The sequence below is a fragment of the Halorhabdus tiamatea SARL4B genome (assembly GCF_000470655.1).
Lineage (GTDB): Archaea > Halobacteriota > Halobacteria > Halobacteriales > Haloarculaceae > Halorhabdus > Halorhabdus tiamatea.
Genome location: NC_021921.1, coordinates 1095284 through 1116651 on the forward strand (window position 1 = coordinate 1095284; position 21368 = coordinate 1116651).

Annotated in this window: 22 protein-coding genes; 6 read left to right on the forward strand and 16 right to left on the reverse strand. The window is 66.0% G+C overall.

What is annotated here, in order from left to right; all coding sequences use genetic code 11:
* Positions 1-73: 73 nt before the first annotated feature.
* The 3 genes from HTIA_RS05480 to HTIA_RS05490 form a co-directional block, all read right to left on the reverse strand.
* The gene (locus HTIA_RS05480; RefSeq protein ID WP_008528328.1) at positions 74-970 is read right to left on the reverse strand and encodes a methyl-accepting chemotaxis protein; all 897 of its coding nucleotides are present in this window, start codon (positions 968-970) and stop codon (positions 74-76) included.
* 100 nt (positions 971-1070) lie between these two features.
* Positions 1071-2048, reverse strand: a complete 978-nt coding sequence (locus HTIA_RS05485; RefSeq protein WP_008528329.1) for a transcription initiation factor IIB — start codon at positions 2046-2048, stop codon at positions 1071-1073.
* A 273-nt stretch (positions 2049-2321) separates the two neighbouring features.
* Positions 2322-4142 (reverse strand): flippase-like domain-containing protein, encoded by a 1821-nt coding sequence (locus HTIA_RS05490; protein ID WP_008528330.1) that lies wholly within the window; start codon positions 4140-4142, stop codon positions 2322-2324.
* A gap of 186 nt (positions 4143-4328) precedes the next feature.
* On the opposite strand from HTIA_RS05490, the gene HTIA_RS05495 reads away from it, so the two are divergent.
* Positions 4329-5531, forward strand: coding sequence for an MFS transporter (locus HTIA_RS05495; RefSeq protein ID WP_008528331.1), 1203 nt, complete (start codon positions 4329-4331; stop codon positions 5529-5531).
* A 13-nt stretch (positions 5532-5544) separates the two neighbouring features.
* Here the strand turns inward: HTIA_RS05495 and HTIA_RS05500 are convergent, their stop codons facing one another.
* The gene (locus HTIA_RS05500) at positions 5545-7302 is read right to left on the reverse strand and encodes a radical SAM protein (protein WP_008528333.1); all 1758 of its coding nucleotides are present in this window, start codon (positions 7300-7302) and stop codon (positions 5545-5547) included.
* A gap of 164 nt (positions 7303-7466) precedes the next feature.
* Between HTIA_RS05500 and HTIA_RS05505 the strand changes: the two genes are divergently transcribed.
* Complete coding sequence (locus HTIA_RS05505) at positions 7467-7961, forward strand: Hsp20/alpha crystallin family protein (protein WP_008528335.1); 495 nt, start codon at positions 7467-7469, stop codon at positions 7959-7961.
* A 39-nt stretch (positions 7962-8000) separates the two neighbouring features.
* Here the strand turns inward: HTIA_RS05505 and HTIA_RS05510 are convergent, their stop codons facing one another.
* The 3 genes from HTIA_RS05510 to HTIA_RS05520 form a co-directional block, all read right to left on the reverse strand.
* Positions 8001-8591, reverse strand: coding sequence for an NUDIX hydrolase (locus HTIA_RS05510; protein WP_008528336.1), 591 nt, complete (start codon positions 8589-8591; stop codon positions 8001-8003).
* 41 nt (positions 8592-8632) lie between these two features.
* A complete protein-coding gene (locus HTIA_RS05515; RefSeq protein ID WP_008528337.1) occupies positions 8633-9109 on the reverse strand; it encodes a DUF7109 family protein in 477 nt (158 codons plus the stop codon).
* A gap of 64 nt (positions 9110-9173) precedes the next feature.
* A complete protein-coding gene (locus tag HTIA_RS05520; RefSeq protein ID WP_008528338.1) occupies positions 9174-10271 on the reverse strand; it encodes a glycosyltransferase family protein in 1098 nt (365 codons plus the stop codon).
* A 138-nt stretch (positions 10272-10409) separates the two neighbouring features.
* On the opposite strand from HTIA_RS05520, the gene HTIA_RS16795 reads away from it, so the two are divergent.
* Positions 10410-10580, forward strand: a complete 171-nt coding sequence (locus HTIA_RS16795) for an HVO_0758 family zinc finger protein (protein WP_020936122.1) — start codon at positions 10410-10412, stop codon at positions 10578-10580.
* 16 nt (positions 10581-10596) lie between these two features.
* On the opposite strand, the gene HTIA_RS05525 is transcribed toward HTIA_RS16795, so the two are convergent.
* The 3 genes from HTIA_RS05525 to HTIA_RS05535 all read right to left on the reverse strand — a co-directional run bounded on the left by HTIA_RS05525 (position 10597) and on the right by HTIA_RS05535 (position 13172).
* The gene (locus tag HTIA_RS05525; RefSeq protein ID WP_008528339.1) at positions 10597-11781 is read right to left on the reverse strand and encodes a DHH family phosphoesterase; all 1185 of its coding nucleotides are present in this window, start codon (positions 11779-11781) and stop codon (positions 10597-10599) included.
* A 66-nt stretch (positions 11782-11847) separates the two neighbouring features.
* Complete coding sequence (locus HTIA_RS05530) at positions 11848-12747, reverse strand: SDR family oxidoreductase (RefSeq protein WP_008528340.1); 900 nt, start codon at positions 12745-12747, stop codon at positions 11848-11850.
* Positions 12744-13172 carry a DUF5791 family protein gene (locus HTIA_RS05535; protein ID WP_008528341.1) on the reverse strand — a complete coding sequence of 143 codons (429 nt, stop codon included), beginning with the start codon at positions 13170-13172 and terminating at the stop codon, positions 12744-12746. Before HTIA_RS05535 ends, HTIA_RS05530 begins: the two co-directional genes overlap by 4 nt.
* A gap of 123 nt (positions 13173-13295) precedes the next feature.
* On the opposite strand from HTIA_RS05535, the gene HTIA_RS05540 reads away from it, so the two are divergent.
* Positions 13296-14375: a tubulin/FtsZ family protein gene (locus HTIA_RS05540; RefSeq protein WP_008528342.1), complete on the forward strand. Its 1080-nt coding sequence runs from the start codon at positions 13296-13298 to the stop codon at positions 14373-14375.
* Positions 14376-14455: 80 nt separating this feature from the next.
* On the opposite strand, the gene HTIA_RS16625 is transcribed toward HTIA_RS05540, so the two are convergent.
* The 3 genes from HTIA_RS16625 to HTIA_RS05555 form a co-directional block, all read right to left on the reverse strand.
* Positions 14456-15031: a hypothetical protein gene (locus tag HTIA_RS16625; protein ID WP_008528343.1), complete on the reverse strand. Its 576-nt coding sequence runs from the start codon at positions 15029-15031 to the stop codon at positions 14456-14458.
* A gap of 45 nt (positions 15032-15076) precedes the next feature.
* Entirely contained in the window at positions 15077-16420 is a 1344-nt protein-coding gene (locus HTIA_RS05550) for an alkaline phosphatase family protein (protein ID WP_008528344.1), read from the reverse strand.
* Between the two features lie 319 nt (positions 16421-16739).
* On the reverse strand, positions 16740-17276 hold the full coding sequence (locus tag HTIA_RS05555) for an inorganic diphosphatase (protein ID WP_008528348.1): 537 nt from the start codon (positions 17274-17276) through the stop codon (positions 16740-16742).
* Positions 17277-17624: 348 nt separating this feature from the next.
* Here HTIA_RS05555 and HTIA_RS05560 point away from each other — a divergent pair, with 348 nt between their 5' ends.
* Positions 17625-17984 carry a PadR family transcriptional regulator gene (locus HTIA_RS05560; protein ID WP_008528350.1) on the forward strand — a complete coding sequence of 120 codons (360 nt, stop codon included), beginning with the start codon at positions 17625-17627 and terminating at the stop codon, positions 17982-17984.
* A gap of 54 nt (positions 17985-18038) precedes the next feature.
* Here HTIA_RS05560 and HTIA_RS05565 read toward each other — a convergent pair whose 3' ends face one another.
* From HTIA_RS05565 to HTIA_RS05575, 3 genes are all read right to left on the reverse strand, one after another.
* Positions 18039-18680, reverse strand: coding sequence for a DUF7108 family protein (locus tag HTIA_RS05565; RefSeq protein WP_008528352.1), 642 nt, complete (start codon positions 18678-18680; stop codon positions 18039-18041).
* Positions 18673-19269, reverse strand: a complete 597-nt coding sequence (rnhA, locus tag HTIA_RS05570; protein WP_020936123.1) for a ribonuclease HI — start codon at positions 19267-19269, stop codon at positions 18673-18675. The genes HTIA_RS05565 and rnhA overlap by 8 nt, the downstream gene beginning before the upstream one ends.
* A 73-nt stretch (positions 19270-19342) precedes the next feature.
* Positions 19343-20086, reverse strand: coding sequence for an Lrp/AsnC family transcriptional regulator (locus HTIA_RS05575; RefSeq protein ID WP_008528356.1), 744 nt, complete (start codon positions 20084-20086; stop codon positions 19343-19345).
* Positions 20087-20345: 259 nt separating this feature from the next.
* On the opposite strand from HTIA_RS05575, the gene HTIA_RS05580 reads away from it, so the two are divergent.
* Positions 20346-21035 carry a potassium channel family protein gene (locus HTIA_RS05580; protein WP_008528357.1) on the forward strand — a complete coding sequence of 230 codons (690 nt, stop codon included), beginning with the start codon at positions 20346-20348 and terminating at the stop codon, positions 21033-21035.
* Positions 21036-21368 lie beyond the last annotated feature (333 nt).

Here is a 21368-nt window from a genome sequence, read left to right on the forward strand (position 1 = left end):
CCGGCGTGTCGACCCGGAGCCTAACGTGGGTTGTGATCCGATCAGGCACAGCGGGAGTAAAGACAAAACGGCTTCAGCGACGGTCGAGCAGCGACTCGAGTTCGTTGACCTTCGCCGCCTGCTGTTCGTTGGCGGCGGCGATGTCCTCGATCTCGTCGGCCACCTCCTCGGCCGTCTCGGCGGTCCGGTCGACCATCGAGGCGACTTCTTCGGTGGAAGCGGCCTGGTCGTCGGTCGCCTCGGCGACCTCCTGGGCCCCCTCGGCGGCCTCGGTGACGGCCTGGTCGATCTTCTGGAGGATGTCGACGGTCTCGCCGACCTGATCGATCCCGTCTTCGACCTGCTCGTTGGCGTCGCCGATGCTGTCGACGGTCGACTCGGTCTCGGCCTTGATGTCGGCGACCATCTCCTCGATCTCGGTGGCGTTCTGCTGGGACTCCTCGGCTAAGCTCTTGACCTCGTCGGCGACGACGGCGAAGCCCTCACCCGCCTCGCCCGCGCGGGCGGCCTCGATCGAAGCGTTCAATGCGAGCATGTTGGTCTGGTCGGCGATGTCGTTGATGACCTCGACGATCTCGTCTATCTCGTCGATGCGATCGCGCAACTGCTGGACGTCCTCCGAGACCTCCTCGTTGGCCGTATCGACGCCCTCCATGGCGTCGATGGCGTCGTCGGCGACGTCCCGGCCCTGATCGGCGAGCTGGCTGGCCTGCTGGCTGACGGCCTTGACCTCGTTGGCGCTCGAAGCGACCTCCTCGACCGTCGCGGAGAGGTTCGAGACCTCGCCGGCGACCTCCTGCATGTTCTCGGATTGCTCGTTCGCGAGGTCGCTGATCTGTTGAGAACTCCGGGAGACGTTCTCAGAAGTCCGCAGCAGTTCGTCGATCGCGTCGCCGACCTCCGCCCGTGAGACCGACTCTCCACCCGCCGCGACAGTCGAATCGAGGTGACTGTCCGATTCTGAAGCCATATATCATAGACCCATACAGCTGGCGGATTAAACGTGACCCTTCGGTTATCAGGTCTGATAGCCGTCGGTGGGCGAAGAAAACGTCGAACGCCGGTGAGAATCAGGCTGCGGGGATCGACTGCTCGGCCTCGAGGAGTTCGTGATACCGGTTGCGGATCGTGACCTCGGAGATGTCGGCCACTTCCGAGACGGCGGCCTGGGTGGTCTTCTCGTTGGTGAGCAGCGAGGCGGCGTAGATCGCCGCAGCGGCGAGGCCGACGGGGCTCTTCCCGGAGTGGACGCCCTCCTCTTTGGCGTTGGCAAGCAGTTCACGCGCGCGACGCTCTGCCTCCTCGCTCAGTTCGAGGTCCGAGGTGAACCGTGGGACGTAGCTCTCGGGGTCTGCGGGTCGGACTTCCAGACCGAGTTCGCGGACGACGTACCGATACGTCCGGGCGATCTCGTCTTTCTCGACCCGAGAGACGTCGGTGAGTTCGTCGAGGCTCCGCGGGACGCCGGCCTGGCGGGCGGCGGCGTAGACCGAGGCCGTCGAGACGCCCTCGATCGAGCGGCCGGGCAGGAGGTCCTCGTCGAGCGCGCGGCGATAGATGACGCTGGCGGTCTCACGAACGTTCTCGGGGAGGCCAAGCGCGCTCGCCATCCGGTCGATCTCACCGAGGGCCTGCTTGAGATTGCGTTCCTTGGAGTCACGCGTCCGGAAGCGCTCGTTCCACTTCCGGAGGCGCTGCATCTTCTCGCGCTGGCGGGAGCCAAGCGAGTTGCCGTAGGCGTCCTTATCGCGCCAGTCGATGTTGGTCGACAGCCCCTTGTCGTGCATCATGTTCGTCGTCGGCGCGCCGACGCGGGACTTCTGGTCTTTCTCCTTGGCGTCGAAGGCTCGCCACTCCGGTCCGGGGTCGATCTCGTCTTCCTCGACGACGAGTCCACACTCCGTACAGACGGTCTCACCGCGCTCGGTGTCGGAGATGAGGTTGCCACCACACTCCGGGCAGTTGACGTCCTCGGCCTCGGTCTCGGTTTCGTCTTCGTTGACTGTCGTCGACTGGTCGAGTCGGGTTCTGGTGTTTGTCTCGCTCATGGGTCTGAAGGCGGGTGCTATCCGGGCACGACGTCGGCAAAAACCCGGAAAGTCGTTCGGTGAACAGGGGTTAGTCCGAAACTTATTAAAGTGTTTCGGTGGGGTATCGATTCTTGCCGGAGGAGCGGCCGCAGCCGGCGTTTGGGTACTGTTCACACGGCGATTAAAGTATATGATGGACTGGAAACGAGCGGCGCGGACAGGTGCTGAACGACAGGTTTTTACGCGAACGATCGGAGCAGGTCGCTCGGCACGGGCCAGACGCGTGGTCGATCAGTCCCGTACGGCGACAGACTCGAGTGAATCCTCGACGTCGGCGCTCTCTTCGACAGCGGTCGTCAGCGAGACGTTGAGCCACGCCATCGAGACGGAGCCGCCGGCGATGGTGACGACGTTCTTGACAGCGTGATCGACGATCGCGACGCCGAGGGCGAGTTCCCAGGTCGCCGCGGGGACGATCGCGAGGACGAGCACCGAGAAGACACCCTCGTAGAGGCCGACGCCGCCGGGCGACAGCGGGAGCACCTTCGCGAGATTCCCCACGCTGACTGCGAAGAAACTCACGACGACGAGCGTCACCGGAGCGACGGCAACGTCGAAAGCGGCGAAGACGACGATTGCAGTCACGACGTCGATCGTCCAGATGAGGACGCTCGAAGCGGCGACGCGGCCGAACGCGGCGGGGCTGGCGGCGACGGTCTGAACGTCACCCGTGAAGTCCTCGACGACGCCCGCGACGTAGCCGGCGTAGGCGTCGTCGCTGAGGGTTTCGAGGGTGCTTCGAACGAAATTGCGGTCGGAACGCGCCGTCAGGACGATCAGGGCAGTCACGCCGATCGCGGCGAGCCCGACGCCGGCGGCGACCGCCACGCCGACCTGCCCGCTCTCGCGACCGCTGGTGACCGCGCCAGTCAGATCGGCGATCCGACCGGGGTCGAAGGCGGCGAAGCCGACGAGGACGACGCCGGCGAGACCGGCGATCGTCAGCAGGTCGAAGACCCGTTCGACCGCCAGCGAGGCGAACCCGGACGGATAGGGGACGCGACGCCGGGCCTTCATCACGTACGCGCGAACGCCGTCGCCGAGTCGCGCCGGGAACACGAGATTGCCCGTCTGGCTGATGAAGATCGCGCCGGTCAGAAAGCCGACGTCCGAGTCGTAGCCCAATTCGGCGAGGATGTCGCGGTAGCGATAGCCACGAAGCGGCCAGGAGGCGAGATAGACGAGGGTCGCGAGGGCGATCAGCGCGGGATCGGCCGCTCGCATCTCCGCGAGGACGGCGGTGGGATCGAGATAGACGGTCATCAGGGCGAGCGCGAGCAAGATGAGACCGGTCGCGGCGATCATGCTCCGGGTGCGCGTGATCCGTGGCTGGACGGAGAGTTGCCAGAAGGTTCGGATGACCTGACTCCCCATCCCGAAGACGTCCCGGACGAAGTCGACCTTCGAGTCGCCCTTCGGCGTCCAGGCGACCGGGAACTCCGCCACGTCGAAGCCGCGACGCTGGGCCCGAACCAGCATCTCGGTGTCCCAGAACCAGTGGTCGTCTTCGACCGTTTCGGCGAGTTCCTCGAAGGCCTCGCGGGAGAACGCCTTGAATCCGCACTGGTGGTCGGCCAGTTCCGACCGGAGGAGCGTTCGGACGAGGGCGTTGTACCCCCGACTCGGCACGCCGCGTTTAGCCGGGCGGTCGGCGTCGCTGTCCGGGAGCATTCGCGAGCCAGTCGCGACGTCGTAGCCCTCCGTGTGGACGCGTTCGATCAGTTCTTCGAGGTGGGCCATGTCCGTCGCCAGGTCGGTATCGATGTAGACGAGCGTCTCGCCCGCGGCCTGCCGGAAGGCGTCCTCGAGGGCGGCCCCACGGCCCAGGCGCTCGTCGCTGTGGACGTGCCGGACCCGGTCGTCCTCGCGGGCGAGCCGCGCGGCGATCTCGGGCGTGCGGTCGGCACAGCCGTCCTCGGCGACGATCACCTCGAAGGAGCCGTCGGGCAGAAACGCCCCGAGCCGGTCGAGCGTCGCGCTGACGGTCCGCTCGATGGTCTCGGCCTCGTCGTAGGCCGGGAGCACGACGCTGACATCGACAGCCCGATTCATTGATACATACACGGCCGTGGGCCACCAAGAACCTTCTGTTGCTCGTCGTCGTTCACTTCGCGACGACGGACAGCCAACTAGTTGTCGGATAGTGACACACCCACTCGCTAAGCGGGAACCAGAACACACAGGTACGACGACGTCCGACCCCGGAGTCGTGAACGAGCGACAGGTGGTGAAAAGGCGATGAATCCGCTCACGACGATCCGTCGGGAGGCGAGGGCACTCTGGAGCGACGGCCGGGGACCGTCGCTGGGAACCATCGCCGGTACGTGGGGGCTGTTGCTCGGGGTGCGAATGATCTACCCCGTGCTCCTGCCCATTCTCCGGGAGGACTTCGGCCTCTCGCTTTCGGTCGCCGGGTTGCTGGTGACGATTCTCTGGCTCGGCTCCGCACTCGGCCAGCTCCCCAGCGGGATGCTCGCCGACCGGTTCAGCGAGCGAAGCGTGATAGCGGTCGGGACGCTGGTGGCCGCCGTCGGCGTCTCGGCTGTCGTGATCGCTCCGACGGCTGCCGTGCTGTTCGGGGCGACCGCGCTGGTCGGTCTCGGCCAGTCGCTGTACCCCATCGCCCGGATCACAATCCTCACTGACCTCTACCCCGACCGCATCGGGAGCGCCCTCGGCGTGACGATGGCGACGGGCGACCTCGGCCAGACGATCTTCCCGCCGCTGGCCGGCGCTGTCGCCGCCGCCGTCGCCTGGCAGGCCGGCCTCGGCATGATGGTCCCCGGCCTGTTACTCGGCGGAGTCGCGCTCGTGGTCGTCCTCCCCGGAGAGACGGGATCGACCGGGCCCGGCGACGACTCGGCGAGCAGTTCGCTGCGAGAGGTGTTCAGAGACCTCCGGGAAGGGGACATCCTCTTTTTCGCGTTCATCCTCTTTCTGTACATCCTGGTCTGGCAGTCGTTCACGAGCTTCTACCCGACGTATCTCACCGAACAGAAGCCACTCTCGGAGACGACTGCCGGGTTGCTCTTTAGCCTGTTTTTCGCCGTCGGTGTCGTCGTCAAGCCGCTCGCGGGGGCTGCCTACGACCGGATCGGGCCGCGGTGGTCGCTGGTCGCCGTGCTGTCCGGCCCGGTGATCGGGCTCGCCCTGCTCCCGGTCGTCGACAGCCTCGCAGGGATCGTCGTGATCACGGCCCTCGTGAGCACGATGCTCGGCTCGGGCGCGATCACGCAATCGTTCCTCTCGGAGGCGTTCTCCGAGGAGGCGCGCGGAACCGGGCTGGGGATCGTCCGGACCACCGCAGCGACGCTGGGGGCGGCCGGTCCCGTCCTCTTCGGGATGATCGCGGACCGGGGCTTCTTCGACGAGGGGTACTTCCTGCTCGCCGGGCTGATGGCTGTCATCGTCGTCCTTACGTTCCGATTCTTCGACGCGTGACCGCTCGACGAGATCACCCGATCGTGGTGAACGCGTCGAAGTCGACGCCCTCGACGTCCGGCGGCGAATCGTACGGCCGTCCGACGATGACGTTCCCTGCCGTCTGAGAGCCGACACCCGGGAGCGCCTCGAGTTCGTCCATCGACGCCGCGTTGAGATCCAGTGGGTAGGGCACGCCAGTCACGGAACGGTAGCCGTGGTCGGTGATCGCCACGTCGATCGTTGACCCGAGTTCCCGCTCGCCCGGAATCCCCACGAGCAGGGGGTACGTTCCGAGCTGGCGGCCGAAAGTCTTGCCGTCCTGGTGGTATTCGAGGTGGACGTCCTCGAGAATCGTCCCTGGCGGCGCGACCCGTTTGAGCATCGGGTTGTCGATCGTCTCGCGGACCTCGCGTTTGTACTGCTGGAACTGTTTTTTGTGATCGTGGGCGATCTCGGCCCCGGTCGCGTCCATCTCGGTCCCCGGGAACGCCATGACCTGGCGGATGTTGACCCGCCGGATCATGAGACCCTCGTCGAGAATCCGCTTTAGGAACCGCTTGTTGTGCTCGAAGGTCTCGCTCGTCTCGCCTTTCAGCCCGTGGACGAGATTGATCCCAGGGAGGAGTTTCGGGAGGCCGCGGCCGGCGGTGTCGTCCGTGCTGGGTACAGTTCCCGGCTCCTCGCCGTGCTCGCGGCTATCGCCGCTCGCTCGTTCGGAACCCGTCGCTTCGCTCCGGGTTCCCGGCCTGAATCCCCCTTCCTCGTTGACGATCCGGACCGCCTCGAGGGCCTCCTCGGCGGTGACGTTGAGGTTGTTATCGGTCTGGACCGCCGGATCGGCCGACTCCACGCCGAAGGCGGCGGTGTCGCCGGGCGTGTTGTGCTCGGCGATGATCCGGATGCCCTCGCGGGCCAACTCCGGCCACTCGACGACCGTGATCGGATTCATGTTGTCGAGGTGTAACGTCTCCAGGTCGGGCGCGACCTCGCGGATCCCGGTGTAGAGTTCCCGGAGTGCGTCGGGGTTCGGGGCCTCGCCGTCGCCACCGTAGGCGAGGATGTCGGCCTGCCGGCCCAGCCGGAAGTGGGCCACGCCGTGATCGGCGAGCGCGTCGACTTCGCCGACGACGGCCCCGGGTTCCCGAAACGAGGGGTCGCCATACAGTGGCTCCGTACAGAACGAGCATCGGTAGGCACACCCGCGGCCGGTCTCGATCTCGGCGATGAGATAGTCGGGATGATTGGGGTGCTGTTCGACGATGAACGCCCCTTCACGGGCCCACCGTGAGGACTCCTCCATCGTGCGATAGCGGGGATCGAACCCGTCCAGGCCGTTCGTGACGAGGTCGAAGACGGCAGCCTCGACGTCCGCACCGGCCAGAAAGTCGAAGTCCAGATCGTCGCGTTCTGGTTCGCTCGCGCCCTCGTTCTCGTCGCCGACGCCGAAGCGGACCGGTCCGCCCATCAGACTCGTGCCGTCGGCCGTCCAGGCGATCCGCCGGACTTCGTCGGGTTCGGCCGGCGTCCCGCCGACGTAGTTGCCGGGAACGGTCATCCCGCCGACGTAGACGAGGAGGTCGGCGTCCTCGACGTCGCGCCAGCGGCGATTCTCCGCTCGGAGCCCGTCGATCGTGTGGTAGGTGATCGACTCGTGGGGGACGCCGGCGTCGACCAGCGCGCCAGCGACGTAGCGGGGATAGGTGGAGATGTACGGTGGCACGCCGAAGTGGGCCGGTTCGTCGACGTAGCCGTCGACGATCGTGACGGTGAGAGCCGCAGGATCGGTCATCGAAGTCGTCTAGCCGTCCGACGCCTAAAACCGTGTCTCCACGTCCCGCGCGTCGGTTCGGTGCGTCCACGCAGTCAGTTCGTGTCGATCGCCCGAGTCCGCCGAGTTCTGTCGCCTCGCCGCGGGCACAACGGCTAAGGAGACGCCGACCCAATTGGAGGTACATGAATCAGCTTCGCGAACTCACCGAGGAAATCGGCGGGACCGTCCTCGAGAGCGTCGGCCGCGCCGTCGGGAAAGCACAGGAACGGACGCCGCTACCGGTCGACCTCTTAGAGAGTGAGGACGCCTACCTGGCGGTCTTCGACGCCCCGGACGCGACAGCCAGTGACGTCCAGGTCCAGTTGTCGGGACGGACAGTCGAGGTCCGACTCGACCGGTTCCGACAGCCGCGCGAGGACTTCGAGATGCGCTTTCCCGGACGGGGGCTGACCCTCGACGGCCACGTCACGCTCCCGCCGGACGCGGCGATCGACGGCGAAGGCGCGACGGCGACGCTCGCCGAGAACGGGACGCTCCAGGTTCGAGTTCCCAAGGGCGAAGAGGGAACGGCGGTCGAGGTGACTGACGACGACGGTGAAACGGAAAGTGAGGACAGCGACGCCGAAGACGACGAGAGTGAATCGGACGAGGTCGACGTAGACGACGAGACGGCCTGATTTCTCGCGGGTCACGAGCGGGTCGTGCCGACGACGCCGTCACGGCGGCGAGTTCGTCTCAGCCTGGCAGTCCAGCGTCCGTGGCACGGTCCAGTCAGTTGTAAGTTCGAGGAACTGTGTCAGGATGCGGGCGGTCGCCCCCCAGACCGTGTAGCCGTCGACGTGAAAGTAGTGAAGCTGGACCGAGCCGTGCGCCGGGTGATCGCGACAATCAGTCTCGTAGTTGTCGAGGTCGGTCAGGGCCGCGACTGAGAGAACGGCAATCTCGGCGACTTCGCCGTCGTTGGGCTCGTAGGACCGGTCGGGAATCCGGGCGACGAACGGGCGGATCGCATAGTCAGTCACCGTCTGGATGTCGTCGAGTCGCCCGATCACAGTCGCTTCGGCCGGCTGGAGGCCGACTTCCTCACGTGCTTCCCGCAGCGCCGTCTCCCCGAGGTCAGCGTCGACCGGTTCGACCCCGCCGCCCGGGAAGCTCATCTGCCCCGGGTGATCGTTGAGGTGATCGGCCCGGCGGGTGAACAGCAGGTGTGGGCCCGACGGTCGCTCGACGATCCCAACCAGCACCGCCGCTTCGCGAGCGGCCGTCACAGCCGTGGGATCGTGTGCGACGACGGGGTCGAGATCCATGTCAGCAAGAAGGGGGTCGCGACTCTTAACTCGCTCGTCACTCACTCGGGATCGGTGCCTTCGAGGGCATCGTCCAGGCGATCGCGCGTCTCGGCGAGATCGACGGGGGCCCAGGCTTCGAGTTCGTAACTCACGGAGAGGAGTGTCTCGATGCGGTCGGGATCGCCGGCGGCGACTGCCTGACCGGCGTCTCGCCGAAAACGGCGTTCGGCAGCAGTCGCGAGACGGTCGCGGTCGATCGACCGGTCGGGAGCGTCCAGAATATGCGGGAGATCACGAGCCCCCTCGGGCAGGGTGGGGAACGCGACCGGGCCCACGACGAGCAAGGGCTCCTCGCCAGGGAGTTCCAGAAGGTGATACGACTCGACGGCTGCAGCGACGTCGTCCGCGAAGGTCGCCGGGTCGTGGTCCTCGCCGCGCTTGAAGGCGAGCTCGGCGAGGGCCGCCCGAAGCGTCGCCGGCGGGAGCGCCCCGAAGAGGTCGACGACGCCGGCGATGTCGTCCGGTGACAGGTCCATGTCGGGAATCCGGTCCCCATCCTCTTTAGCGCGACGGGTGCGCGACAGGCGCTGAACGACGGACTCACCCACGTCGCTCTGCCAGTGCCTCGCTGGCGAGCGTCGCGATCCGTTCGGGATCGAGCGCGGTGGCTTCCCAGGCCGGCAACCGGTCGTCCACACCGGGCGGCTCGATCGCTGCCGCGTAGGCGTCGACCTGGGCACGTTCGTCCGCCCGGTCGTAGGTGAGTCCGTTGAAGGCGGCGTCCGTGGCATAGCGTTCGATGTGCGATCGGGCACGTTCGCGGTATCGACCCGGAAGCGAGTCGTAGTCGGGCATGACGCCGGCCCCTTCCAGCGCGCGAAAGAGCGACGCAGCGACCTCACTCGCCATGGTACCGAGCCCGTCTGGCCCCCCGACGGCGCGGTGATCGTGTTCGTGCATCCCGAGGTCGACCTGCGCGGTGTCTTCGAACCCGGCTTCCCCGTAGGCCTCGGCAAGCGTGCCGACTTCGAGTCCCCACCCCCGAGGAACCCGGAGTCGTCGGACGAGGTCACTCGTCGCGGCGAACTCCCCGGCGAGGGCGTACCGAAACGCCCCGAGATACGCGAGGATCGCCGCGTCGTGAGCGTCGGCGAGCGCCCGGACCACTGGGACGTACAGGAGTCGAAAGAGTCGGCCGTACAGCCGGTCGTTCTCGACGCGGGCGTAGTAGCCCTTCGAGAACTCGTATCCTCGAGACAGCGGGAAGAGCAATCGCGGGACGTGGGTCGCCGCGTAGTTTCCGGCGTCCGCGTCGTGGACGGCGACGTACTCGCCGCGCCCGGCGGCGACACCGAGGGCAAGCCAGACGTCCCGACCCTTCCCACGCTGGCCGTCGAGGCGCGCGTCCGCGAGTGCAGATTCGACGGCGGGAGCGCTACACCACAGGATCTCGAGCGAGAGGTCGAAAGAACCGAGCCAGGTCGTGACCTCGTCGACCCGATCAGGATCGGCCCGGAGCGCGACGATTACCTCGCGAGGGGCGACCGTCTCGAGCGTCGAGAAGACGCGTTCGGCGGCCAGGCTGGCGTGGTCGCGGGCCGTCATCGGGACGACCACGACCGCGCGGTCGGTCGGGGCCGACGGGGCGACCCCATCGAAGTCGTGGAGGGTAGCGATCCGTTCCTGAACGTACTCCATTCGTCGGGACTCGGGCCGGGACGTCAAAAAAGGGACCGGCGACCGGCAGTTTCGCCGTATTCTGAAGGGGAGACCGACGAGAGTCACGATCCGGCGGCGAGCGCGGGCTTTTTGTCACATGGTCGCATACGTCTACGCATGGAATCCGTCAGAAAGGGACTTCGGTCGGGGGATCTCGAGAAGGACACCTACGAACGGTTACGGTGTACCGAATGTGGCGAGGAGTTGACGACGAAAAACGACCCCGACGAAGTCGGGTCCGTCCGGGCCTGTCCGGAGTGTGGCCGCGAGTGGAAACAGGTGGGCTAAGACGGACACTCCGGCGTCACTGCCGGTCGCCAGTCATCGCCTCGAACAGTCGCTCACGGAGGTCCGTTCGGGAGACACCCTCGCCCGGCCCGAGGCCGTTCATGTGCTCGACGCTTATTTGGCCCCCACCCATGCGAGCGTGCCCGCCAGCCTCGGCCATCGGGATGTCCTCGACGGCAGCCTGGAGGGCCCTGCCCATGTGAACACGATCGTCCCGCGAACGTCCTGAAAGATGGACGGTTCCGTCAGCCACCCCGAGGACGACGATCGCTGTCACCCCCTCGAGTCGGAGGAGTTCGTCGGCCGCCTGGGGGATCGCGTCGACGTTCGAGACCGTCCCGACGTCGCTGCAAGCGAAGGCTCCGCGGACGTCTCGTTCGGTAATCGCCCTGGCTTTCACTTCGAGGACCTCCGTGTCGACTTCGGGGTTGGCGATCCGGTCGAGCGTGGCCTCGTCGATGCCCTCATAGAGATACGACGCGGCGTCGAATTCAGCCGGAGAACAGCCCTTCGTCAGGTGCTTCGTATCCGCCTGGATGCCGTAGAGAAGTCCCGTGGCGACTTCCGAGGGAAGCGCGTTTGCGGACCCCTCGGCGTCGGGATCACCTGGCTCGACGCCCAAATATTCGAAGTACTCGGCGAGGATCGTCGCGCAGGCCCCGTACTCGGATCGGACGTCGGCGAAGGCGCTGCCAGTGCCGTCGCCGGGATGGTGGTCGATGACCGCAACCGGCGAGAGTGCGTCCGCGCCGGGAAACCCCCGCGCTTCGTTGTGATCGACGAGGACGACCGCGTCGGCGTCGATCTCCTCGGCCGTCTCGATCTGGTCGAGGTCGAGATCGAGGACAGTCTCGAACGCTCGATTCTGCTGGTGGCGGATCTGCCCCGGATGCTGGAGGACGGCTTCGGTGTCGACACTCGAGGCGAGTTCGGCGACACCCTGGGCGGCCCCCATCGCGTCCGGGTCGGGATTCGGATGCATCAGGACGCTCACCCGGTCGTGGTCGGCGAGCACACGGCGCAGTCGTTGGCCGGGCATCCGCGTGTGCCGGCGAATCAGGACGGCGAGTCCGACGACGAGAACGAGTCCGACAACGACGGCGACGCCGGCGACGATCGGGTTCGACGCGGCGAAGTCGGTGACGGCGTCGATCCCAGCCGTCGCCGCCTCGGCGGCGTCCGCCTGGCCCGGACGTACCATACCGTGGACTGTCACCCCCACAACGTAAGAAGGTTCGCCACCTCGCAAGTCGGCGCGTTACCGCGTTCAACGGTCCGTCTCGCCGGACCGATACCACTCGAGGGCATCCTGATAGCCTGCACGAAACGTCGGATACGCGAACTCGTAGCCGTCCTCGCGGAGTCGATCGTTACTGACGCGTTTGCTCGAGCGAATTCGCCGACGGGTCGCCGCGCGGTCGACATCGGCGAGTCGCTGCTCGACCGGCTGTTTCGGCGGAAACGCGACGTCGGCCTGCTCGGCCAGCCAGTCGGCAAAGCCCCACTTCTCGACCGGTTCGTCGTCGACGACGTTGACGACCTCGCCGCGTCCGTGGTCGCGTTCGAGCAGGAACCGGACTGCACCGGCAGCGTCGTCGCGGTGGACCATGTTGAGCACCCCGGCGGTGACCGGGCCATCGAGGTATCGGTCCAGCCGGTAACGGTCCGGACCGTACAACCCGCCGAAGCGGGCGACCGTCCCGTCGATCCCCGACGGCGGGCGTTCGCGAGCGAGTCGCTCGGCCGTCGCCAGGACCTCGGTCCGTTCGTCGCCCGGGTCGATCGGCGTCCCCTCGTCGACCCACTCGCCGTCGTGATCGCCGTAGACGCCCGTACTCGACGTGTAGACGAAGCGATCGGGGGCGTCGGCTCGATCGGCGAAGTGATCGATCGCCGTCCGGAGCCCGGAGACGTAGGTCTCGCGGGCAGCCTCGGCGTCCCGGCCGCCTGCGCTCGCGGCGAAGACGACCCACTCGGCGTCCGGGACTGCCGAGAGGGACTCGGCGTCTGTCACGTCGGCCTGGACCGGTTCGGCCCCGGCGTCCTCGACCGCCGCGAGTCCCGCATCCGACCGGCGGACGCCGACGACGTGGTGGCCGCCATCGACGAGTTGCCGGGCGAGTTCACACCCGACGTAGCCACACCCGAGGATGGCGACGCGCGTCACGTTTTCCCCGCCACGAACCCACGGATCTCGGCGTACTCAGCGAGCGTCATCGGATGTCGCCCTTCCATCTTGGCCTGGAGTTCCTTGGGAGTCACGTCGCGGCCGAGACCCTGACTGAGCGCCTCGACGTCGAGAACGGCGCTCGACAGTTCGAGCAGGAGGCGGTCGCGCGCGTCGGCAGCGAGCGCGTCGGCGTCCCGATCCGTCGTGAGTGCGAGGACCGCACTCGCCTCGGAAAGGGTCACCGACGGCGTTTCGGCGGCGTTATCGGCGTCGGCGAGTGCGTCGACAGTGTCGGCATCGAGGGCAGTCCCGGCAACGACAGCGTCTACACCGGCCGTTTCGATGGCGTCCGCGAGGAGTCCGTCGTAGGCACGGCGAAGCGAGGCAGCGTCGTGGGCGTCCGCGTCGACAGCAGCGAGCATAGGTGACGGTAGGATTCGGACGTACAAGGAGGCGTCGCCACCGGAAACTGCGTCGCTGCTGAGCGCCGGTCCCACCGCCGAACTGTCACAAGCTTTGAATAGGCGGTCCGCCAATCGGTGGGTATGAAAGTCGTCCTAATTGGTCTGGGTCAGGCCGGGGGGAAACTCACCCAGGCGCTGGCCACCTACGACTACGAGATGGGGTTCGACGCGATCCGGGACGCGCTCGCGGTCAACACCGCCCGGGCTGACCTCCAGTCCCTGGAGATCGATACGATGTTGATCGGCCAGGATCGCGTGAAGGGCCACGGCGTCGGCGGCGACAACGAACTCGGCGCGGAGATCATGCAAAGCGAGGCCACCGAAGTCCTCGACGGCCTCGACGGCCGGATCACCTCCCAGGCCGAGGGTATCTTCGTCGTCGCCGGCCTCGGCGGCGGGACCGGCAGCGGCGGCGCGCCCGTCCTGGCGAAGGAACTCAAGCGGATCTACGACATCCCCGTCTACGTTCTGGGTATCCTGCCCGGCCGCAGCGAGGGGTCGATCTACCAGGCCAACGCTGGCCGGTCGCTGAAGACCGTCGCCCGCGAGGCCGACGCGACGCTGCTGGTCGACAACGACGCCTGGCAGAGCGCCGACGAGAGCGTCGAGGAAGGCTTCGAGACGATCAACCAGCAGATCGCCCAGCGGGTGGGTCTCCTGCTCGCGTCGGGCGAGATTGTCGAGGGCGTCGGCGAGAGCGTCGTCGACTCCAGTGAGGTCATCAACACGCTCCGACCGGGCGGCATCGCCGCGCTCGGCTACGCGAGCGCGGAAGCCAGCCCGGACAGCGCCGAGAATATCAACACCATCACGAGCCTGGCCCGCAAGGCCCTCCTGACCGGGACCAGCCTCCCCAACGCCGTCGAGGCCGAGACCGCCCTCCTGGTGATCGCCGGCGAGCCCGACCGCATCGCCCGGAAGGGCGTCGAGCGCGCCCGACGGTGGCTCGAAGACGAGACTGGCAGTCTCGAGGTCCGCGGTGGGGACTTCCCGCTCGAAAGTGATCGACTCGCCGCGCTGGTCTTGCTCGGCGGCGTCGAGCGCTCACAGCGTCTCCAGGCGTTTCTCGACCGGGCCACCGAGGCCTACGAACAGGCCAGCCAGCAGCAGGCCGAACCGGCAGCTGACTTCCAGAACGACGACCTCGAAAACCTCTTTTGAATCGGTCGCCCGCGGTCCGAGAATCGACTCGGCGTCAGCGTCGAAACGACCGACGACTCGCCGTCAGCGTCGCCGTCCGTCTACTCGCTGTCAGCGTCGCCGTCGGTCTCCTCCTCGATGTCGACGTCGGCGATCGCGTCGGCGATCTCGTCGTCGTCGGCCCCGTCTTCGGGTTCGGCGGGCGGTTCGGGGGATTCGTCCGCGGTTTCGCCGGGCGGCTCGAGATCGTCGGAGTAGGCGAACGCAGAGGCGGACGCCTCCACCTCGTCGTCTTCCGTTCCGACATCGTCTTCGCCGACGAACGCGAAGCCTTCTGGCTCCGTCTGGGAGGTGTCCTCGTCCGCGAGCGTCGTCTCGTCCTGGTCTGGGTTCCACGCGTGGGACTCCCGGGACGCGTCGAACCAGTCCGAGGGGTCGGAGCTGGTGGCGCTCGTCCGGGGCTGGTCGAGCGCTTCGTCAGTCAGTGCGGCCGCCAGTGATTCGACCCGGCCCGCGAGTTGATCGAGACGCGCCTCGACGCGCTCGCCCGGCGGCTGGAGGACCGCCTGGCGGTGTTCGAGCAGCCACCTGGCGTAGGCCTCGGCCGATTTGAACCCGCGCTCGTCGGCTTCCTCGGCCAGCGTTTCGGCCAGGTCCGGATCCAGATCGAGGTCCATTCGGCCGACGGTACGGGCGGTCGGCCCAAATAGCTGCTGGGCGACTCAGACCAGACTCGACCCGTCGAAGTCGGTCCGGTCGTACTCGACGTCCATCAGCGAGAGGATCGTCGGCGCGACGTCGTACAGGTCAGCACCCGAGATCGACGCGTCGTCGTCCTCGATGAACAGACTGGCGTTGTCGAAGCTGTGCATCCCGTTGCGCGGCCCGGTGCCGAAGACCGCCTCGCTGCCCTTGAACCCGGCCTTCAGGTCGAAGCCGTGGTTCGGGATCACGACCAGATCGGGCGCGATGTCGTCGTGGTCGCCCCGGAACGCGTCTTCTTTCGTGACGACTCGGTCGGCGACCGGATTCCCGTCCGGTCCTTCGAGGGCTTCGAGCTTCGCTTTGAGTTCGGCCCGAACGTCCTCGTAGTCCTCCTCGGGGACGCCGCCGTTGGCTTCGCGCTCTTCGAGGTTGACGTAGAACCGACCGGGGATCAGCGAGTAGGCCTTCGTCGACGAATCGAGGTCAGCAAGCTCTTCGGGGTCGTCAGTGTCGAACGTGAGCCACCCCTCCTCGCGCAGCCACTCGTTCATGTGGACCTCGTAATCGAGGCTGGTAAAGCCGTGATCGGAGGCGACCATCATCGTCACGTCGTCGTCGAGTAGGTCGCGGAGTTCACCCAGGTACTGATCGACCGTCCGGTAGAACTCCAGGAACTCCTCGCTGTACTCGCCGTCTTCCTCGTAGTGTTTGAACAGGAAGTGGTTGATCCGGTCGGTCGTCATGAAGACGCCGAAAAACAGGTCCCAGTCGTCTTCCTCGATGTAGTGTTTGAACGCCTCGAAGCGCTTCTCGACGGTCTCGTAGGAGTCTTCGAGGAAGTCAGTCTTGTCGTCGTCGTGGCCGAGTTTGGCGTTGACGTCGATCCGGTACTCTAAGCCCTCGAGCGTGTCCCGGAGTTCGTCGGGGTAGGCGGCCTCCTCGACGCCGGGGGAGAGAAAGCCCGAGACCATCCGCTGGACGTCACGCTGTGGCGGGAAGGTGACGGGGACGTTCAGCACCGTCGCGTCCCGGCCGGCCGACTGGACGCGGTCCCACAGCCGCGTGGCCTGGACGTCCCGCCCCATCGGGACGTACGTCTCCGCCGAGCCGACCTCGCGGTCCTGAAAGCCGTAGACACCGGTCTGGCCGGGGTTGACGCCGGTCGTCAGCGACGGCCAGCAGGCGCTGGATTCGGGCGGGACGATACTGTCGATGGCCCCGCCGGCCCCCTCGGCTGCGAGTGCGTTCAGGTGCTCGAACTCTTCGTCGTGTTCGGCGATCAGGCTATACGGGACGCCGTCGATGCCGAAGAAGGCGACCCGGGGATCGTCGTCGCCGCGTATCCGATCGAACAGACCCATACCTCGCGATACTGTGGTCTGACACAAGAAGCTTCTTCTAGGGGCCGACTCCGAGGACGCACCGCGATGGCGGCAAAGAGTGCGAACTCAGTCGTCCCGTGTCACCGAGTCTTCGGGAGATTCAGGCTCTGGCTCCGCCGGTTTGAAGTTCTCGGGGACGACCGTGTAGTGGGCGATCCCGACCGCGGGACGTTCAGTGGCCATCACACGCGAAACGAGGGTCGCCACACGCAAATAATTACCCATAAGCATACCGCATGGTCCTGACGGTGGGGTATAACCGGCAGGAATCAGTGGCCGTCTCCGAACAGCGACGGCGCTACTTGGCGATCTTCTCCTCGTAAAGGTCCTGGGAGTGCTCGATAGCTTCCTTGGCGGCGGCCGCGTCCTCCCAGCCCAGCGTCTCGACCTCCTTGCCTTCCTCTAAGTTCTTGTAGGTCGCGAAGAACTCGTCGATCTCGTCGCGCTGTTGGGAGGGAATGTCTTCGAGGTCCTCGATGTGGTCGTAGCGCGGATCCTCGGTCGGGACGGCGATGACCTTGTCGTCGGCCTCGCCGTCGTCGTCCATCTTCATCAGCGCGACCGGGCGGGCCTCGACGACACAGCCGGGGAACGTCTGGTCCTCGACGAGGACGAGGACGTCCAGGGGATCGTCGTCGTCGTAGTGCGATTGGGGGATGAACCCGTAGTCGCTGGGGTAGTGGACGTTGCTGTGGAGGACGCGATCGAGGACGACGCCGGGCAGGTCCTTGTCGTACTCGTACTTGTTGCGCTCGCCCTTCAGACACTCTACGACGGCGTAGATCTCCTCGGGCGGGTTCGGGCCCGCCTCGAGGGCTTCGAAGAGGTTCACCATCACCCCTGTCTGGTGGTGGCCGCCAAATAGACCTTTCGAGTCCCGCACTCCTCGCGAACTCGTCGAGTCCCGGTGGCTCACGTGACGATAATGCACACTGGCCATCGGTCGTCGGTGGATCGCTGCTCGCGTAGCCGTTAGCCAGTAGATAACTGCTCGCGTCGCCAGTGCCTACGCCCGGGCGTACTCGCGCCGCTGTGACCGGCAGTCGGACACACGAATGACTCGAATCTGCTTTTGACGGTCGGTACCGACTCTCACGCGGCGTGTTAGAAGATGACGAAAAATTTCGTGCCGCACCCACCACAGGTAACAAAGGTTAAATGTCCGGATGACATTCCTTTAGGTATGTCAGAGGCACAAACTGAAGTCGAGACGCCAAGCATCGCCCGAGAACTCTCCGCGTTCCAGCAGAACATCCTCGTCATCCTGGCCGAGGAAGCGCGCTACGGCCTCGCGGTCAAGCGCGAACTCGAGACCTACTACGACTCGGACGTCAACCACGGTCGCCTGTACCCGAACCTCGACGATCTTGTCGAGATGGACCTCGTCGAGAAGAGCGAACTCGACAAGCGGACCAACGAGTACAGCCTCACCGAGAAGGGCTACGACGTCCTCCTCGAGCAGTTGGCCTGGGAGTTCGGCAAACTCACCACCGAGGACGGCCGCGCCGACGACATCCGAGAGATCCTCGAAGACGCAGCCTGAAGCGCGTTCTGACACTGATCGCCGTTCGCCGACGCACTTCCGTCGGCTTTTTTATCACACGTCGTAGCCGTCGGCTTCGCGGTCGATCGGCGGGGGCTCCCCGTCGACGAATTCGAACGCGCGCTGGAGTGACTCCTCGACGACGGCACGCTGGTCGTCGTCGGGAAAGGCGTTGCGTGGGAAGTATTCGTCGAGGAATTCCGCGACGTGATCGGCGGTCGCGTCGGCGATGCGGAGGGCGTGGTGGTTGCTCATGTAGTCGGCGAACGCCGCCACGTTCGCGGCGTGGACCGCCCCGTAGTGCTCCTCGACCGCGTCGACGACCTCGCGGTTGTCGGCGTCGATCGTCTCCCAGTCCGCGTCAGTCTCGGGGTCGAGCGCGCGCTCGAGCGCGCGCGAGCGGTCGTCGATCCGGTCGATGACGACCTCGCCGTCCTCGAGCCACTCGCCCGGATAACAGACCAGGACGTCGCCGTCGCGTTCGGAGCGGATCCGCGCCTCGAAGCCGTGTTCGGCCAGAATGTCGTCGCGGCGATCCCGGAGCGTTGTGGCGCGCTCGTCGTCGGCCCATCGAGCGCGGTGTGTGAGTCGTTCGACCGTCTCGACTACGTCACGGGGCAGTTCCTCGGTCGTCGATTCATCTGTCGAGGAGTCGCCGGCCGTCGTATCGCTGTCTGTCGACCCTCCCTCAGCCATCCTCGAACGCCTCGTTGGCAAGGGAATCGGCGCGCTCGTTGATCTCCCGGGGGACGTGCTCGATCGACCAGTCCTCGAACTCGCGGAACAGTTCCCGGACCCGGACGCGGCGTTCGCGGAGGTCGGGGTCGTTAGTGTCCCACTCCCCGCGGACCTGCCGGACGGCCAGTTCCGAGTCGCTCCGGACCTCGACGGAATCGAAGCCGTAGTCGGCGGCGATTTCCAGGGCGTGAATGAGTGCCTCGTACTCCGCACAGTTGTTGGTCGTCGAACCGATGCGCTTGCCCCCCTCGGTGACGATGCCGCCGTCGCCGGTGAGGATCACCCAGCCGATGGCCGCCGGGCCGGGGTTGCCCCGCGAGGCCCCGTCGACGTAGACGTGGGCGCGCCCGCCCTCCTCGGCCAGGACCGCGGTCAACTTGCCCGGGTCGGCCCCCTGGACGACGACCTTCCCATCGTAGGCGACGGCGGTCGCGCCGCCCGATTCGGCCCGCCAGCACTCGTGATCGGTGTTGCCCGACTCGACCGCGATGCCCGCGGCTTCCAGCCGTTCGCGGGCGGCCGACGGGTCGCACTCGATGACCGGCATTGGGGGGGCTATCCGGGCGACGGGGTAGGGCTTTTCGGTCGGCGACAAGCCACTGGCCGACCCGCGAGCGCGTTCACTGTCCAGTGAACGCCGACAGCGTTTCCTCGGAGATACCCGACCGGGAGTGCACCGTCACGAAGTCACCCGCCTGGATGGTCGTCTCGCCCGTCGGCGAAATCGACTCGCCGTCGCGGTTGATCCGCACTACGAGGAGGTCCGACGTGAGCAACTCTTCGTCGTTGGCCGCCTGGAGGGTCTTGCCGACGATCGGGGTCCCCTCCTCGACGATCAACTCCACCACGTTGGCGTCGCCCGTCAACCCGGCCACGCCCGAGACTGGGGAGATCGGCTCCTCGTCGCGAGGGCCAAACGGCGCGTAGGGCCGGAAGTACTCCCGATAGCCCAGTCCCTCGTCGTCGATTTCGATCCCCAGCGAGTTGAGATCCTGGGCGATGCGCGTCAGATCGTCGGTGTCGGTTCCGACCACCTTGACCCGGAGGTCGCCACGGCCCGAGAGGATCTCCCTGACGTTGACGACGCCCGAGACGTCCAGTGCCCGGCGGGCGAGTTCCTGGCGGTCGCGGTCGCCCGTCGAACAGACGTAGTGATTGACCAGCCGCCCGTCGACTTTCTCGTAATCGATGTGCGCGTGATAGCCCTGGATGATCCCGTCCGCCTCGAGTTGCCGGATCCGGTTGCGGACTGTCGGCGGCGAGACCTCGACCCGCTCGGCGATGTCCGGCGCGGAGGTGTGACGGGCCTCCTGGGCGAGGTAGTACAGGATCTGCTCGTCGATCGCGTCGATCGCCCTGGCCATGATCGTCCCCGAAATCGATCCGGTAGCGCCTTTTAGTTTCCGTTACGGATTCTGTCGTCACAATCCAAAAACACCACGCGAAGCAGGTCGACAGATATGCGAGTGACTCGAATCCGGATCGGATCGCTTTCACAACGGGGATAAACGAACGCGAAATCTATCATTACCTGTCTACGCCTTCGTTCCGCGTTCCGCTATATTTTTATCGGCCCGAGCGTAGCATTTGCCAACGAGTGTCGCGTTGGAGGACTGATCGAACATGTACATCATCATCGTGGGCGCAGGCGACATCGGCACGCCACTGATCGAAATCGCGACGCGATCCGGCAACGAGGTCGTCGTGATCGAACAGGACACACAGAAAGCCGAGGCGATCGGTAGGGAGTACGACTGTCTGGTGCTCAATGCCGACGCAACCTCGAAAGAGACCTTAGAGGACGCCGAAGCCGAGCAAGCCGACGCGATCATCTCGACGACCGATCAGGACGCGACCAACGTCATGGTGTGTCTGCTCGCCGAGGAGTTCGGAATCCCGGCGATCACGTCGGTCGTCCACGACGCCGAGCACATGAACCTCTTCCGGCAGATCGGCGTCAACACGATCGAGAACCCCCAACAGCTCATCGCCGGCTACCTCTATCGGGCGGTCGCACGTCCTGCGATCGTCGACTACATGCGCATCGGCGACCAGGCGGAAGTCTTCGAGATCTCCGTCACCGAGAACGCGCCGATTGCGGGAAAAACACTCACCGAGGCTGGCGAGGAGGACATCCTTGGGGACGACGTTCTTATCGTGGCCATCGAACGCGAGGGCGAGGACAGCCCGCTGACGCCCCGCGGGAACATTCAGATCCAGCCGAACGACATGCTGACGGTCTACTCGGCGAGAGGCGCAGATCCGGATCTCACTGACGTCTTCGGGCACTACGAGGACAAAACCGTTCAATAGCGACCAACGGCTCGCCGCCCGGGTTGTCGTCGTTGCGCGGTAGCGGCTGCTCCCCAGTTTCGGGACGTGGGTCGCGTGACAGATCGACCCGTCGTGGATTCGCGATCCTCGATGTTCTACCAGTCGCTCCGACAGACCCCATCAGTCCAGTTCAGAAACAGCTCCGTCTACATGCATTTCAATACTGCTAGGATGACTGAATGCCAAATATAATCGAAATCGGCAACGCTTTCCATAAAATACCGGATTCTTTATATCGATAGAGAAATCACGTAGCTCACGAACACGACGCGACGGCCGCGATGAATACCGGTCAGTCGCCAAAGACGCGTC

Bases quoted from the DNA above. Each gene is read 5' to 3' on its own strand.
- HTIA_RS05495 (WP_008528331.1), top strand. From the start codon at position 4,329: ATGAATCCGCTCACGACGATCCGTCGGGAGGCGAGGGCACTCTGGAGC.
- HTIA_RS05510 (WP_008528336.1), bottom strand. From the start codon at position 8,591: ATGGATCTCGACCCCGTCGTCGCACACGATCCCACGGCTGTGACGGCC.
- HTIA_RS05550 (WP_008528344.1), bottom strand. From the start codon at position 16,420: ATGGGTCTGTTCGATCGGATACGCGGCGACGACGATCCCCGGGTCGCC.
- rnhA (WP_020936123.1), bottom strand. From the start codon at position 19,269: ATGCCGGTCATCGAGTGCGACCCGTCGGCCGCCCGCGAACGGCTGGAA.
- HTIA_RS05565 (WP_008528352.1), bottom strand. From the start codon at position 18,680: ATGGCTGAGGGAGGGTCGACAGACAGCGATACGACGGCCGGCGACTCC.
- HTIA_RS05525 (WP_008528339.1), bottom strand. From the start codon at position 11,781: ATGGTACGTCCGGGCCAGGCGGACGCCGCCGAGGCGGCGACGGCTGGG.
- HTIA_RS16625 (WP_008528343.1), bottom strand. From the start codon at position 15,031: ATGGACCTCGATCTGGATCCGGACCTGGCCGAAACGCTGGCCGAGGAA.
- HTIA_RS05560 (WP_008528350.1), top strand. From the start codon at position 17,625: ATGTCAGAGGCACAAACTGAAGTCGAGACGCCAAGCATCGCCCGAGAA.
- HTIA_RS05540 (WP_008528342.1), top strand. From the start codon at position 13,296: ATGAAAGTCGTCCTAATTGGTCTGGGTCAGGCCGGGGGGAAACTCACC.
- HTIA_RS05490 (WP_008528330.1), bottom strand. From the start codon at position 4,142: ATGAATCGGGCTGTCGATGTCAGCGTCGTGCTCCCGGCCTACGACGAG.
- HTIA_RS05555 (WP_008528348.1), bottom strand. From the start codon at position 17,276: ATGGTGAACCTCTTCGAAGCCCTCGAGGCGGGCCCGAACCCGCCCGAG.
- HTIA_RS05480 (WP_008528328.1), bottom strand. From the start codon at position 970: ATGGCTTCAGAATCGGACAGTCACCTCGATTCGACTGTCGCGGCGGGT.
- HTIA_RS05500 (WP_008528333.1), bottom strand. From the start codon at position 7,302: ATGACCGATCCTGCGGCTCTCACCGTCACGATCGTCGACGGCTACGTC.
- HTIA_RS05505 (WP_008528335.1), top strand. From the start codon at position 7,467: ATGAATCAGCTTCGCGAACTCACCGAGGAAATCGGCGGGACCGTCCTC.
- HTIA_RS16795 (WP_020936122.1), top strand. From the start codon at position 10,410: ATGGAATCCGTCAGAAAGGGACTTCGGTCGGGGGATCTCGAGAAGGAC.
- HTIA_RS05515 (WP_008528337.1), bottom strand. From the start codon at position 9,109: ATGGACCTGTCACCGGACGACATCGCCGGCGTCGTCGACCTCTTCGGG.
- HTIA_RS05580 (WP_008528357.1), top strand. From the start codon at position 20,346: ATGTACATCATCATCGTGGGCGCAGGCGACATCGGCACGCCACTGATC.
- HTIA_RS05520 (WP_008528338.1), bottom strand. From the start codon at position 10,271: ATGGAGTACGTTCAGGAACGGATCGCTACCCTCCACGACTTCGATGGG.
- HTIA_RS05535 (WP_008528341.1), bottom strand. From the start codon at position 13,172: ATGCTCGCTGCTGTCGACGCGGACGCCCACGACGCTGCCTCGCTTCGC.
- HTIA_RS05575 (WP_008528356.1), bottom strand. From the start codon at position 20,086: ATGGCCAGGGCGATCGACGCGATCGACGAGCAGATCCTGTACTACCTC.
- HTIA_RS05485 (WP_008528329.1), bottom strand. From the start codon at position 2,048: ATGAGCGAGACAAACACCAGAACCCGACTCGACCAGTCGACGACAGTC.